Here is a 14,395-nt window from a genome sequence, read left to right on the forward strand (position 1 = left end):
GTTAATCGTAAAACGGTTCAACCGACACGCGACTGCCGACAAAAAAACTGTCCGCGACCAGTCTCAATGGCTGCAGGTCCATGTCAGTGGCCTTGTCGCTGATCAGGCGTTGAAAGTGACGATATACAGCTGCGTACTCGCCCTCTTCCGAAACGGCCTGACGCACGCCATCGATACTCAACAGCGCGCCGCCGTTATCCAGTCGCAACGTGCCTTCAGCGCAACGAATCTCGATACTCCAGAGCTCATCATGGCCGTGATCGAAGTCGAACTCTGCGCGGACATCGAGTTGACGGGTATCGGACATCTTGATCGAAGCGGCAATTGGCGACTGGCAGTTGCTGGGTACGCGCAGTTCGGCAACCGCTACGAACAATGGAAGCGGCAACAGATGGGTTGCGATCGACAGGGCATTGATACCTGGATCGAATACGCCGAGACCACCAGGTTGCCAGATCCACGCCTGGCCTGGGTGCCACTTGCGCACGTCTTCTTTCCAGTCGATCTGTACGCTGTGCAAGGTACGGGTCGACAACCAGTCACGCGCGGCCTCGATACCGGGCGCGTATCGCGAATGCCAGGCGAAAAAACCGCTGACGCCCTGCTCCGTTGCCTGCTGCACCAATGCCATCGCTTCGCCCAATGTGGCGCAGGGCGGTTTTTCAACCAGCACATGCTTACCTGCGGCCAGCGCCTGCTGCACCAGCGCGAATCGTCCCTGAGGCGGCGTGCAGAACGCGATTGCATCAACGTCCAGGCCGCTTTCAAGCAGTTCGCTCAAGGACTTGAAGTTCTCCACCCCGGCACACGGCTGACCCTGCGTAGCAACAGCCACTAATTGAAACGCTGGATTGGCGTGGATGGCGGGCACGTGCTGGTCCTGAGCGATCTTGCCGTAGCCCACCAGACCGAGACGAATCGGTTGCATACATGACTCCTGGGTTTTTGTAATTATCTTGGGCACAGTAAACCAGATGTTAAACGTGATCGGTAAGGGGCATCGGCAAAGCACAGTTGTTTTCAGTGGATGATCGTCGAGGGCAGTATTGACGCCGTTGAGCGCTTATCCCTGATTTGAGGCGGGAGTACGCCAATCACTATCGTGCCAATGCTCCGCGTTGGCATGCAGTAGGCCTGGCGCGCGCCTGCATCTTGTGCGGCCTGAAACAAGCGTTGCGGCTGATGTGCGACGCGCTGCGTAGCGAACTGCATTCCCACGCAGAGCGTCGGGACGATCTTGATAACTGCCCGGCTCGCTCTTGTGGTAAACGTGCTTCCCATCTGCAGGGGACCGGCAGCAAACGCACTGCGGGCAGAAGCCTGTTTTAAAGGCGTTCAAGGCTTGTGTGTAACGCTCAGCACAGAGGACAGGCACGAGCATCGATATTCATCAGCCACAGAACCACTCCCATCGCTCAATAGTCTTAGCCTTGCAGCCATTGCCTTGTATAGTTGCCCTCTTCATTTCAGGAGCTTTCCATGCGCATTCCTTCTCGCTTGATCGGTGGCGTTCTGGTCGCCACGTTGCTGACTCAGATTTCTGCCTGCGGCAGTATTTTCTATCCGGACCGCCGGGGTCAGATTGATGGCAAGGTTGACCCGGCCATTGCGGCGCTGGATGCGTTCGCGCTGTTGTTCTACATCGTCCCCGGCGTGATCGCGTTCGCGGTGGACTTCGCGACAGGTGCAATCTATTACGCGCCAGGCGAGCACGCGCAGATTGATCCGCAGAAACTGCAAAAAGCGCTCAAGGCCGACGGCAGCGTCGATAACACCAAGCTGCAAGCCATCATCGAAACCGAACTGGGCCGCTCGCTGCCATTGAATGACCCGCGCCTGATTCAGCACAAAGGCAGCGTCGAACAGCTGGCTTCACTGGGTCTGGTCCCGGCGGCCTGATACACATACCGTTCAAGGAAAAGCGTCATGAGCACCACTGCCGAACATTCCCGACTGCTGCGTCTGGCGACCCGGGCCTCGCTGGCGGTTGCCGTGACGCTGATTCTGGCCAAGGGCGTGGCCTGGTGGCTGAGCGGATCGGTAAGCCTGCTGGCCGGTCTGACCGATTCGTTGCTCGACGGTGCAGCGTCGTTCCTCAACCTGCTCGCGGTGCATTACGCGCTGCGTCCCGCCGATGATGATCATCGTTACGGTCATGGCAAGGCGGAAGCGCTTTCAGGCATGGCACAGGCGCTGTTCATCACCGTCAGTGGCGTGCTGATCGCGGTTCAGGCAATCGAGCGCATCCAGAACCCCGAGCCCTTGGGCGCGCCGTTGCTGGGCATGGTGGTCATGGTTATTTCCATCGCACTGACGCTGGCACTGCTCACTCTGCAATCGCGGGTCATCAAGGCGACGGGGTCTGCAGCGATTCGTGCCGACTCGCTGCACTACCGCTCCGACCTGTTACTCAACGCCAGCATTCTGGTGGCCCTGACCCTGGCTTATTTCGGCTGGCAACAGCTGGATGCCTACTTTGGCCTGGGCATCGCGCTTTACATTCTGTGGAGCGCCCTGCAAATCGCCCGCGAAACCGTCTCGGTGCTGATGGACGAGGAATTGCCGGCGGATGTCAGCACCCGCATGCTGGAACTCGCCTGCAGTGTGCCGGGTGTTCTCGGGGCGCACGATCTGCGCACACGAATTTCCGGCAATCACTGGTTCGTGCAGTTGCATCTGGAATTACCGGGGGCGTTGACCCTGTCGGTGGCCCACGCGCTGTGCGACAAGGTCGCCGATGCCATTCACGAGCAGTTCCCGAAAGCCGAAGTGCTGGTCCACGCCGACCCGCAGGAAGTGGTCAGGAACAGTAACGCCTGACGAGCCTCAATTGACGCTGTAGCCGCGCCCTGCCAGACACGCGCCCATCGAGCGGCGATACAGGTCGACCACTTCAGGCGGCGGCTGGCCGGAAAAATTGGCCGGGTCGAAGCCGCTCTGCTTGGCGGCCCAGCGGTAGCACTGGTAACGATCAAGTTCGACCTGTTGCGGGCTTTGACCGTTCTGAGGATAGGCAACCGGGTCGTAGCCGTTGCTCTGCTGCTCGGCCGGGGCCTGATAACCCGCGTCGTTCTGCGGCGGATTGACCACTACATAATCCTGAGTATCAGGCTGATACGCATAATAAGTACCTGCGGCCAGAAACAGCAGGCTGCTGCCGGCCCACACTTCCTGTGAATAGGAAGGCAGTCTGCTCACGCGAACGCCATACGGCGGCGTCACCACAACATAGCGGGGGCCTTGCGGGCGATACCAGTAGCCCTGCGAATAGTAGAAATCCTGTCCGCGATAGGGAATGCGCGAATAGCCGCCCGGGACGCGATCTATCGCATGGCCGGGACGATATTGCGGGCCTGGCCCCCAGCCGTTGCCGCGCCCGTCCGGACGACCTTCCCAGTGATCATTGGGGCGACCGGCCTGCCAGTTGCGGTTATTGCCGCGCGGGATGTCCTGATAGTAACCCTCACGCGGTGGCTGGCTTTGCCAGACCTCTTTCGGCCCGCTCTGGATAGGCAGATTGTCCTGACTCTGGCGCAACTGCTGGCGCTGCTGGTTTTGCTGTTGTTGAATCTGACGTTGCTGATCGCGCTGCTGCTGTTCGATCTGCTGTTGCTGCTGACGTTCGACGTTGCGCTGCTGAAGCTGTTGCTGCTGAATCTGCTGCTGTTGCTGGCGCTCGACCTGACGCTGCTGATTCTGCTGTTGCTGAATCTGGCGCTGCTGATTGTTCTGCTGCTGGTAAAGCTGTTGTTGCTGTTGCTGGCGCTGCTGCCCGTTTTCACCGGGACTGCCATACAGCTGGTTTTGCCGAGATTCATCACGCTCGTCGGCCCATGCATGAGCGCCGATGCTCAGACACAACAGACTTACCCCCGCAAACTGCCAGATGCCAGATTTCATGCTTTCCTCACTCGGACGCGGGTAGACGTTATTAAGACTGCTGAAGCGTAGCGCCGTTCTGCGCACTTTATCAGCAGACAAAGAAAAGGGGACCCTGTGGCCCCCTTGAGATATTTCGTCGTCCTGCGCAACGCTTTTGACGTCGGCTCACCGCATGCCGTCTTCTGGACAGTATGTAGCCCGGGGGCCTTGCACACCCTGTCGGGTGGTAGGCCGCGACCGGCCTGATTGGGCGGGTCGCGCTGGACGCTGTGTCCGGGCAGTGATTACGCTTAAAAGAATAGGCCCGATGCGGTGGCCGAAGATTGCTAATATTGCCGATTAAAACATCACTTGCGCAATTTTTGACTTCAGATGAATAATCCAGCGCAATTGAACTCATTAAGGGATGCACCGTGAGCAAGCTCGACAGATATGACCTGAGCATTTTGGCGGAACTGCAGCGGGATGCGCGCATTTCCAACCAGGAGCTGGCCGAACGAATTGGTCTTTCGCCTTCACCGTGTTCGCGTCGGGTGAAACAGCTGGAGGACGACGGCTACATCGTGCGTCAGGTCGCCCTGCTGGATCGCAAGAAACTCGGCTTGAACCTGACCGCCTACGTATTGATCGGCATGGACCGACACACGCCAGAGCGGTTCGAGAATTTCGAGCAGCACATCCGTAATCTGCCGCAGGTCCTGGAGTGCAGCCTGGTGACCGGCATGGACGCGGACTATCAGCTGAAAGTGGTGGTGCCGGACATGGATCACTATCAGAAGCTGCTGCTGGGACACCTGACGCGTATCGAGGGCGTGACCAGCGTCAAGTCGAGTTTCGTGCTCAATCAGGTGCTGGCCAGCACGGAAATGCCGCTGATTCACCTGCGCAGCTGACTCATAGCTGTGCAGCGACTTCGCGATATTGGCCCTGATCCAGCCCGTCGAGCGTCCAGTTGCCGATTTTGACTCGCACCAGCCGCAAAGTGGGCAACCCGACTGCGGCAGTCATGCGCCTTACCTGCCGGTTGCGCCCTTCCTTGATCACCAGTTCCAGCCAACTGGTCGGCACGCTTTTGCGAAAGCGCACAGGCGGGTTGCGCGGCCAGAGCTGCGGCTCTTCCAGTTGCCGAGCTTCGGCCGGCAAGGTCGGGCCGTCGTTAAGCTGGACACCGTCGCGCAATTGCTGCAATTGGGCTTCGCTCGGCTCGCCCTCGACCTGTACCCAATAGGTTTTGGCCAGCTTGTGCTTCGGATCGGCAATCCGCGCCTGCAACTGACCGTCGTTGGTCAGCAGCAGCAAACCTTCACTGTCGCGGTCCAGCCGCCCTGCCGGATAGATGCCGGGAATGTCGATGAAGTCCTTGAGCGTGGCCCGACCACCTTCGTCACTGAACTGCGTCAGCACGTCGAAAGGCTTGTTGAACAGGATCAGCTTCGGTTCGGCTGGCGGCGCTTTGGCGACACGGCGGGAAGCATTCGCCGGGCCGGGAGTAGCGCGTCGGGAAACAGGGCGTTGAGTGCGGGGCATGGGAATGGGGAATCGGAAAACAGAAAGGGCCACTTTAGTGGCCCTTTCTGCAAATACCAACCTATTAACGAACAGCCATCAACGAAATGGCGGTTCATCGAAGCTGCGCAGTTTGCGCGAGTGCAGCGAGTTCAGTTGAGTGCGCATCAGGTCCAGCGCAGCAATGCCGATCTTCAAGTGCTGGCTGACCGCACGCTCATAAAATGCATTGGCCGAACCCGGCAGCTTGATTTCGCTGTGTAATGGCTTGTCGGAAACGCACAGCAGCGTGCCGTAAGGTACTCGCAGACGATAACCCTGGGCGGCGATGGTGCCGCTTTCCATGTCCACCGCCACCGCGCGGGACAGGTTGATCAACGGCCGTTCCTGCGCCCAGCGCAGCTCCCAGTTGCGATCGTCGTACGTCAGCACGGTGCCGGTGCGCAGACGCTTCTTGAGCTCTTCGCCACGTTCGCCGGTAATCTGCGCAGCAGACTCCTGCAAGGCAAGCTGCACCTCGGCCAGGGCCGGAATCGGAATGTGCGGCGGCAGCACGCGGTCGAGAATACCGTCACGACGCATGTAGGCGTGGGCCAACACGTAATCGCCGATGGTCTGCGACTGACGCAGGCCACCACAGTGACCGATCATCAGCCAGCAGTGCGGACGAAGCACCGCCAGGTGGTCGGTAATGTTCTTGGCGTTGGAAGGGCCTACGCCGATATTGACCAGCGTCACGCCATGGCCGTCTTCGGCGATCAGGTGGTAAGCCGGCATCTGGTAGCGGTGCCAGACCACGCTGGCAACAATCGCCTGGGCTTCGTCAACGCCCATGCTCTTGTCCACTACCACATTGCCCGGCAGGACCATGCGCACGAAGCGCGGGTCTTCACGGAGTTTTTCCAGGCCATGCAGAATGAACTGGTCAACATAACGGTGGTAGTTGGTCAGCAGAATCCACGGCTGAACATGACGCCAGTCGCTGCCGGTGTAATGCACCAGGCGGCGCAGAGAGAAATCCACCCGTGCAGCATCGAACAGCGCCAATGGTAGCGGATCGACATTGGCCCAGTCATAAAGGCCATCGGCAATACCATCGGTCGCGGCGGACAGGTCGGTGCTCGGGAAGACCCGCGCCAGCGCAGCAGCGGTCACGCCGGTGCCCGCCAGCTCGTCACCCTGCTCCACCACGTAGGGATAGGGGATGTTCTGCTCGCTCATACCGACTTCAACCGTCACGGTGAAGTCGCTCATCAGCGGAACCAGTTGCTCCAGCAGATACTTTTTGAATGCCTTGGGCTGCGTGACAGTGACGCTGTAAGTGCCCGGCAGCTGGACCTTGGCGTAAGCGCGGGTCGTCAGCGGGACTTCACCGTGGCATTTGTAGACCAGGCGCAGCTCCGGGTAGCGGAACTGCGCACGTTCTTCGGCGCTCGGCTCGACGCGGTCTTTCAGGTAGCGCTTGAGCGCCTGGCTCAACGCGCTGGTCGCGCGTTCGTGCAGCTCGGCAAGCCGCTCGACGGCTTGCTCGGCGGTGTCTACGACAACAAAGGCTTGGGTCACGTTTCATGTCCTGTCTGATCTTGCAGTCGTGCATCGTAACGGGTTCGCGTGCTCATGCCACCTGCGGCGAAGACCTTCGCAGTAATGTTTCTACGTCGACCCCTCGTGGCAAGGCGCCATATACCCGCCCAACTGACGCGATTCGACCAGCAATAAAACCATCACTGACCGCTGCATTACCAGCTTCCAGCAATAGCTTGCCTTGTACAGCAACGGCGATGTCTTCCGTCAGTTGCCGGGCGCGATACTCAATGTCGCCAGTGTCGTGAAATGCCGTTTTGAGCTTGCTGATATGCAACGCCAGGTGCCGGTCGCCATGCCCGTCGCCCAGTTCGTCGAACAGCGCATCAAGTGCGCCGGGCTCTTTGGACAGTGTGCGCAGCACGTCAAGGCATTGCACATTGCCGGAACCCTCCCACGTCGAATTGACCGGGGCCTCGCGGTACAGCCGGGGCAGAATGCTGTCTTCGACATAGCCCGCGCCGCCCAGACATTCGGCGGCTTCGTTGATCATGGCCGGGGCACGCTTGCAGATCCAGTATTTGCCCACTGCCGTGATTAGCCGGACGAAACGCCTTTCGTGGTCATCATCCAGATGATCCAGCGCACGGCCCAGGCGTAAGGTAAGCGCCAACGCGGCCTCGCTTTCCAACGCCAGGTCAGCCAGCACGTTCTGCATCAACGGTTGCCCGGCCAGCAGTCGACCGCCCACCGCTCGGTGCGCACAATGGTGTGTGGCCTGGGTCAGCGCCTGACGCATCAGGGCGCTCGAGCCGATCATGCAATCGAACCGGGTCATCGCAACCATTTCGATGATGGTCGGCACGCCGCGTCCTTCCTCGCCGATCATCCACGCCAGCGCGCCACGAAACTCTACTTCGCTGGAGGCGTTGGACCAGTTGCCGAGCTTGTCTTTCAGACGCTGAATGTAAAACTCGTTGCGGGTGTCATCAGGCCTGTGGCGGGGCAGCAGAAAGCAACTGAGCCCTTTTCCAGTCTGCGCCAGAGTCAGAAACGCATCGCACATCGGCGCAGAGCAGAACCACTTGTGCCCCACCAGCTCATAGGCCTTGCCTGGGCCGCCGACACCTGCCGGAAAAGCGCGTGTAGTGTTGGCCCGCACATCGGTGCCGCCCTGTTTCTCAGTCATCGCCATGCCAATGGTCGCACCGGCCTTGTGCGCAATACCGACATTGCGGGGGTCGTACTGAGTGGACAGCACCTTGGGCAGCCAGATGTCGGCCAGGCCCGGCTGCTGCCTCAACGCCGGAACACTGGCAAAGGTCATGGTCAGCGGGCAGCCACTGCCGGGGTCGGCCTGCGTGTGCAGATAGCTCATCGCGGCGCGTGCGACGTGAGCGCCGGGCTGCGGTTCGGTCCACGGCAGTGAAGTAATGCCATGCTCGATGGCAGTACTCATCAGTTGGTGATACGCCGGGTGAAATTCGACAAGGTCAATGCGATGCCCGTAACGGTCGTGGCTGGCAAACACAGGCTTGTTCCGATTTGCCAGAAAACCCGCAGCCATCAAGGGCCCGCCCGCCAGCGCACCATAAGCGTCGATCCGCGCCTGCGCCCAACATGCTCCGTATCGCTGGCTCCATTCCTGAAGCGGCAGGTCAATGCGGTAGAGGTTTACGCCGTCCAGCGATGGCGGCTGATTGGTGACCAGATGAGTTTCAGCGAATGGCCTCAGGGTCATGGGTCATCTCCTGCCTGTTTGCATGCGCACCCGGCAGATAGTGAATCACGCACCCGATGCGGGCGACAGTGGCATAGGCGCCGAAACGTCAGAGGTTTCGACGGTCAGCCATACCGGAATGTTATTGCAGCCGCGCGCTCATATGCCCCACTGCGCTTTCAACTGCGGTGCCCTGCGCACAGCGCCCGGCACGACCATCAGCACCGGAATGTTCAACGTGAAGCAACTGCCCTTGCCAGGCTCGGAACGATGGCTCAATTCGCCGCCCTGCAGCTCCGCCAGCTTGCGACAGATCGCCAGACCGATACCCAGCCCGCCATATTCGCGGGTCATCGAGCCATCGACCTGAAAGAAATGCTGATACAGCACGGCGTCATCCAGTTGGCTGAAGCCGATACCGCTGTCCATCACTTCGACGCGCAGGTCCATACGCTCAAGGTCCCGTGGATGACCGCTGAAGCGAACCTGCACCCGGCCCTTGCGAGTGAATTTTATCGCGTTATCCATCAGGCATTCGATGCACTGATAGAGCTTGGCGGCATCGCCGCGAATGCCTGGAGGCAGCTTATCGTCCACATCAAGGGTCAGCATCAAGCCCTTTGACTGAGCCACGCCACTGAAGCGATCACGCAACCTGTCGACCAGATCAAGCGGCGCGAAGGCGTCGCAATGGGCATACAGCACGCCGGCCTGAAGTTCGGTAAGCGTCAGAATGCCGTTGATCATGCACATCATGTCCCGGGCAGAACTGGCCGCCGTCTGCTGATACATCTCGACCTCGTCGTCCATATCGAGGGTCTGCATGACTTCCAGCGAACCGATCACGCCGTTCATTGGCGTGCGCAACTCGTGGGTCAGCGTGGCGAGAAATTCATCTTTCAACCGGTTGCTGGTGGCCAGTTGCAGATTGAGGCGTTCAAGGTCCTGACCGGCAGCCAGCAGTGTCTGTGCCTGTTGACGCCGGTTGTGGTTGATACGGTCTGCCAGCGCCATGGACAGGAATGCCATTTCCAGCACAGTGCCGATGTGCGAGGCATAGAGAGTCAGGAATGTATTGGGGAGGTAGCCCAGCAGCATGAGCATGAAAATCAGCCCGCTGACCAGAAAGACCGACCAGGCGAGCACAAAATAGCGTCCGACGCGCTCGCCCTTCATTACGGCGACGATGCCAGCCAGATAAATCGTGAGCGTGCCCGCCATCACCAGATAGGTTGCCGAGCGCAGCGCCGGTCCATAGCCAAGAAACAGGGCCATGCCCATCACCAGCACCGCTGCACCAATGATCGCCAGCAACAGGCGATCAAGCCAGCGCCCAAGCTGGGCGGTGACCAGAAAGCTGCGCGAGAACTGACAGGCAAACAAAGTGGCCACCGCCATCAGAAACGGCGTGCACGCGTTCGCCCACCAAGGGCTGTCAGGCCACAAGTACTCGATCGCCACGCCATTGATCGACATCTGGTAAAGCCCGAACGAAGCGACATACAGCAGGTAATACAGGTAGTCGCGTTCACGAACGCTGACGTAGATGAACAGGTTATAGACGAGCATCCCCAGCAATACGCCATACATCAGGCCGAAAACGTAAATCTTGGAGGGCTGCGATTCGAGATAGGCGTGCGAGGACCAGAGATTGAGCGGCGCCTGAACGGAGCCTTCGCTGCGAATGCGCAGATACACCGTACGCGTCTGCCCCGCTGGCAAGTCCAGTTGAAAGAGGTAGTTGTTTTGGGCGAACTGGCGGCTGGAGAAAGGCAGCATGTCGCCGGTCTGCCAGGTCAGTCTGGGGTTTCCGTTGGCATCCGGGGCGTAGAAGTCGATGTGGTCCATTGGCGGATAGGCCAGTTCCAGCAGCCATTCGTTATGGGTTTCGGTGCCGACAGGCCGATACGACAGCTCGACTTTCAGCCAGAAAGCCGAACGTGAATAACCGGCATTGAAGGTCCCGCCACGCAAGGGCTTGAACGCATCCGCCAGCGCTGCAGAGCTGACGCTTTCGATAGTAGCTTCACCGGTCGGGTCTTCAAATACCTGAAGGGCACGACCCAGCGGCAGAAAACGAGTGTTTTCATCAAACTCGACTGCATGCACCTGCAACGGCAGCCAAAAAGCCAGAATGATCAACAGATAGCGCATTGAAGCCCCAAGGTAGGTCGTCGCATTCAATCCATCCATTGATGACGACGTCCCGCAAATTTCTATCCTTGAAACAGGCTAATGATTCAAACAGACAGTTGAACGTGAATATGTACCGGCGAAATTCGCCATAAGAAAAGCTGCAGACCGACGATAATCAGCCATACCAGTGAAGCATAGCCGCTAATAGCGCAAAGACAGTACCGCCTCGAAAATCGACTTAACAGCTCTATATCGGACATCTGCGCGCAAACATGAAATTTCTTCACGCTGATTTGTCTGATCTTGCAGTTGGCCGCGCGCCTCACCGGCCTGATAAAAACACGGTATCCGCGAGCGGTCCGTCATAAGGTTTAGTGATAAGCTCGCCCACCATGAATATCTACAGTTCCCGTCCCGTTGTCCTCTGCCTTTCCGGCCACGACCCTAGTGGCGGTGCCGGTATACAGGCCGATATCGAAGCCCTGCTCGCCCAAGGCTGTCATGCCGCTCCCGCCATTACCGCACTCACTGTGCAAGACACGGTAGATGTCAGCGATTTTCGCGTGCTGGATCGCGAATGGGTAATGGCACAGGCCAATGCAATTCTCAACGACTCGTGTGTGGCTGCAGTCAAGCTGGGCATGCTCGGCTCGCTGGAGATGGTCGACACCGTTGTCGAACTGCTGCAAGCCAACCCGCATTTACCAATGGTCTGCGACCCGGTCCTGAGAGCGGGCGGTGGCGGACGGTTGGGCAAGGACGAGGTGGGCTACGCCATGCGTGAGCGGCTACTGCCATTGTGTGCAATTGCCACGCCAAACCTTCCGGAGGCACGCATCCTCGCCGAGCTTGCAGACGGTACAGCAGACGAGTGCGCAGAAAAACTACTGCCTTTCTGTGAATACCTGCTGATCACTGGCGGCCATGGCGACGAGCAGCAAATTCACAATCGTCTTTACATACGCGGTGGGCAGACCCACACCTTTGTCTGCGAACGCCTGCCCGGCAGCTATCACGGTTCGGGCTGCACGCTGGCCAGCGCGTTGGCCGGGCGTCTCGCACAGGGCGAAGAGCGGGTCAGCGCCGTTAAGTCGGCGCTGGACTACACATGGCGCACACTGCGGGACGCCGAGCAGCTGGGCCGAGGGCAGTTTGTGCCTCGTCGCTTACCACTGGATTTCTGTTCGTAACGCACTGCCATGAGGCTCGATGCATGAAACTACGTGGCCTGTATGCCATCACCGACAGCCAGTTGCTGACTGGCAGGTTCCTGTCTTATGTCGAGGCAGCACTGGAAGGCGGCGTTACCCTGCTGCAATACCGTGACAAGACCCACGAAGAATCTCGCCGGCTGCGCGAAGCCACCGAACTGTTGAAGCTGTGTGAACGCTACAAGACCCGCCTGATCATCAACGACGACGCCGAACTCGCGGCGCGCCTGGGGGTTGGGGTACATCTGGGGCAGACTGACGGCTCGTTGCCGGATGCACGCGCCTTGTTGGGGCACAAGGCAATTGTCGGCGCGACCTGTCACGGCAGCCTTGATCTGGCTGAAAGAGCCAAGGCAGACGGCGCGACATACGTTGCCTTTGGCCGATTCTTCAACTCGCAGACCAAACCGGGCGCCCCGGCAGTGCCGCTGGACCTGATCGCTCAGGTGCGCACCAAGGTCCATCTGCCGATAGCGGTAATCGGTGGTATCACCCTGGAAAACGCCCCGCAACTGGTCGAGCACGGTGCAGACCTGCTGGCCGTCGTGCACGGTCTGTTCGGCGCCGAGACTTCCCGGGAAGTCACCCGGCGGGCCAAGGCATTCACGGCGCTGTTGTAAGCATTGCAAGCCCGCTTGAGACACTGGCCGAAGCTGCGGGAGATTCTATGGTGTCGATCAAGCCACGATGGTCCAGACGATGGACTTTAGCCGCTTGACTATCGTGCCAATGCTCCGCGTTGGCATGCAGTTCGTGACGCTCTGCGTCACGAATATTCGGGCTGGTGACACAGTACGCCTAACCGCGCACAAGGCCTCGCAGAGCTTCACGAACGTTATTCCCACGCTCTTGATAACTGCCCGGCTCGCTCTTGTGGGAGCGACCGGGGCAAGCATGCGCTGCCCGGCATTTGATATAGTGCGCGTTCCTGCGCCTTCTCTGGCTCACGCCACCCAATAAAGCAGCCCGGTATAAAGCTGCCCGCCTCGGCTGACCCCAGCGTAGACACGAATTCCCCGTTTCAAAGCAGAGAACCGATCATGTCCCGTTCCGAAACACTCTTCGCCAACGCCCAAAAACACATCCCCGGTGGCGTCAATTCGCCGGTTCGCGCTTTCAAGAGCGTGGGCGGCACGCCACTGTTCTTCAAGCACGCTGCCGGCGCTTACGTGACTGACGAAGACGACAAACGCTATGTCGACTACGTAGGCTCCTGGGGCCCGATGATTCTTGGCCACAGCCACCCGGAAGTGCTCGACGCCGTCCGTAACCAGCTGGAACACGGGCTGTCCTACGGCGCGCCGACGGCCATGGAAACCGAGATGGCCGATCTGGTTTGCGAACTGGTGCCTTCGATGGAAATGGTCCGCATGGTCAGCTCGGGCACTGAAGCCACCATGAGTGCGATTCGTCTGGCCCGCGGCTTCACTGGTCGCGACAGCATCATCAAGTTCGAAGGCTGCTACCACGGTCATTCCGACAGTCTGCTGGTCAAGGCCGGTTCGGGCGCACTGACGCTGGGCGTGCCGAGTTCCCCCGGTGTACCCGCCGCTTTCGCGAAACACACGCTGACCGTACCGTTCAATGACCTGGACGCTGTGCGTGAGCTGCTGGCAGAGGTCGGTCAGGAAGTGGCCTGCATCATCGTCGAACCGGTGGCTGGCAACATGAACTGCGTGCCACCTGCGCCGGGCTATCTGCAAGGGCTGCGCGCCCTGTGCGACGAGCATGGCGTGGTGTTGATTTTCGACGAAGTGATGACCGGTTTCCGTGTCGCCCTCGGCGGCGCACAGGCTTACTACGGCGTGACGCCCGACCTGAGCACCTTCGGCAAGATCATCGGTGGTGGCATGCCGGTCGGTTGCTTCGGTGGCAAACGAGAAATCATGTCGCACATCGCACCGCTGGGCCCGGTTTACCAAGCAGGCACACTGTCGGGCAACCCGTTGGCGATGGCCGCCGGCTTGACCACCTTGCGCCTGATGAGCCGTCCGGGCTTTCATGATGAACTGAGCGATTACACCCGCCGCCTGCTGGAGGGCTTGCAGCAGCGCGCAGATGCAGCGGGCATCCCGTTCGTCACCACACAGGCAGGCGGCATGTTCGGCCTGTACTTCAGCGAGGCCAGCGAAATCGTAACGTTCGAAGACGTGATGACCAGTGATGCCGACCGCTTCAAGCGCTTCTTCCACATGATGCTCGACGGCGGTGTCTACCTGGCGCCAAGTGCTTTCGAAGCCGGTTTCACCTCGATTGCCCACGGCGATGCAGAGCTGAAGCTGACACTGGATGCTGCTGAAAAGGCTTTTGCTGCGTTGAAATAAGTTCGTCAGGCTCACGTGCGCAAGGTGTCATTGAACCGGCGCACGTGAAGCTTGTGAATGAAACGGAACGTTAAGTGTGTATTTTGCTTCTA

General features: G+C 59.5%; 12 protein-coding genes. 6 read left to right on the forward strand and 6 right to left on the reverse strand.

Annotated features, from left to right (window positions below; genetic code table 11):
* Position 1 precedes the first annotated feature (1 nt).
* Entirely contained in the window at positions 2-928 is a 927-nt protein-coding gene (locus I9H09_RS20635) for a Gfo/Idh/MocA family protein (RefSeq protein WP_122347146.1), read from the reverse strand.
* 551 nt (positions 929-1,479) lie between these two features.
* On the opposite strand from I9H09_RS20635, the gene I9H09_RS20640 reads away from it, so the two are divergent.
* Together I9H09_RS20640 and I9H09_RS20645 are read left to right on the forward strand one after the other, a co-directional pair.
* Positions 1,480-1,899 (forward strand): hypothetical protein, encoded by a 420-nt coding sequence (locus I9H09_RS20640; RefSeq protein ID WP_005888782.1) that lies wholly within the window; start codon positions 1,480-1,482, stop codon positions 1,897-1,899.
* A 27-nt stretch (positions 1,900-1,926) separates the two neighbouring features.
* Positions 1,927-2,820, forward strand: a complete 894-nt coding sequence (locus tag I9H09_RS20645) for a cation diffusion facilitator family transporter (protein ID WP_024670307.1) — start codon at positions 1,927-1,929, stop codon at positions 2,818-2,820.
* Between the two features lie 6 nt (positions 2,821-2,826).
* Here I9H09_RS20645 and I9H09_RS20650 read toward each other — a convergent pair whose 3' ends face one another.
* Positions 2,827-3,900, reverse strand: a complete 1,074-nt coding sequence (locus I9H09_RS20650) for a DUF6515 family protein (protein WP_122347145.1) — start codon at positions 3,898-3,900, stop codon at positions 2,827-2,829.
* 395 nt (positions 3,901-4,295) lie between these two features.
* On the opposite strand from I9H09_RS20650, the gene I9H09_RS20655 reads away from it, so the two are divergent.
* The gene (locus tag I9H09_RS20655) at positions 4,296-4,775 is read left to right on the forward strand and encodes an Lrp/AsnC family transcriptional regulator (protein WP_005888773.1); all 480 of its coding nucleotides are present in this window, start codon (positions 4,296-4,298) and stop codon (positions 4,773-4,775) included.
* 1 nt (position 4,776) lies between these two features.
* Here the strand turns inward: I9H09_RS20655 and I9H09_RS20660 are convergent, their stop codons facing one another.
* The 4 genes from I9H09_RS20660 to I9H09_RS20675 all read right to left on the reverse strand — a co-directional run bounded on the left by I9H09_RS20660 (position 4,777) and on the right by I9H09_RS20675 (position 10,786).
* Complete coding sequence (locus tag I9H09_RS20660) at positions 4,777-5,409, reverse strand: pseudouridine synthase (protein WP_024670309.1); 633 nt, start codon at positions 5,407-5,409, stop codon at positions 4,777-4,779.
* Positions 5,410-5,487: 78 nt separating this feature from the next.
* Entirely contained in the window at positions 5,488-6,951 is a 1,464-nt protein-coding gene (gene amn, locus I9H09_RS20665) for an AMP nucleosidase (RefSeq protein WP_122311376.1), read from the reverse strand.
* Between the two features lie 52 nt (positions 6,952-7,003).
* Positions 7,004-8,653 (reverse strand): acyl-CoA dehydrogenase family protein, encoded by a 1,650-nt coding sequence (locus I9H09_RS20670; protein WP_053931561.1) that lies wholly within the window; start codon positions 8,651-8,653, stop codon positions 7,004-7,006.
* A 138-nt stretch (positions 8,654-8,791) separates the two neighbouring features.
* Entirely contained in the window at positions 8,792-10,786 is a 1,995-nt protein-coding gene (locus I9H09_RS20675; RefSeq protein ID WP_024670312.1) for a sensor histidine kinase, read from the reverse strand.
* Positions 10,787-11,160: 374 nt separating this feature from the next.
* Between I9H09_RS20675 and I9H09_RS20680 the strand changes: the two genes are divergently transcribed.
* The 3 genes from I9H09_RS20680 (at position 11,161) to hemL (ending at position 14,303) form a co-directional block, all read left to right on the forward strand.
* Positions 11,161-11,958, forward strand: a complete 798-nt coding sequence (locus I9H09_RS20680; protein WP_024670313.1) for a hydroxymethylpyrimidine/phosphomethylpyrimidine kinase — start codon at positions 11,161-11,163, stop codon at positions 11,956-11,958.
* 23 nt (positions 11,959-11,981) lie between these two features.
* Positions 11,982-12,599 carry a thiamine phosphate synthase gene (gene thiE, locus I9H09_RS20685; RefSeq protein ID WP_122311373.1) on the forward strand — a complete coding sequence of 206 codons (618 nt, stop codon included), beginning with the start codon at positions 11,982-11,984 and terminating at the stop codon, positions 12,597-12,599.
* A 420-nt stretch (positions 12,600-13,019) separates the two neighbouring features.
* Positions 13,020-14,303, forward strand: coding sequence for a glutamate-1-semialdehyde 2,1-aminomutase (gene hemL / locus I9H09_RS20690; RefSeq protein WP_122347144.1), 1,284 nt, complete (start codon positions 13,020-13,022; stop codon positions 14,301-14,303).
* Positions 14,304-14,395 lie beyond the last annotated feature (92 nt).

Origin of the sequence: Pseudomonas tremae (genome assembly GCF_023278125.1) — a bacterium.
GTDB lineage: Bacteria > Pseudomonadota > Gammaproteobacteria > Pseudomonadales > Pseudomonadaceae > Aquipseudomonas > Aquipseudomonas tremae.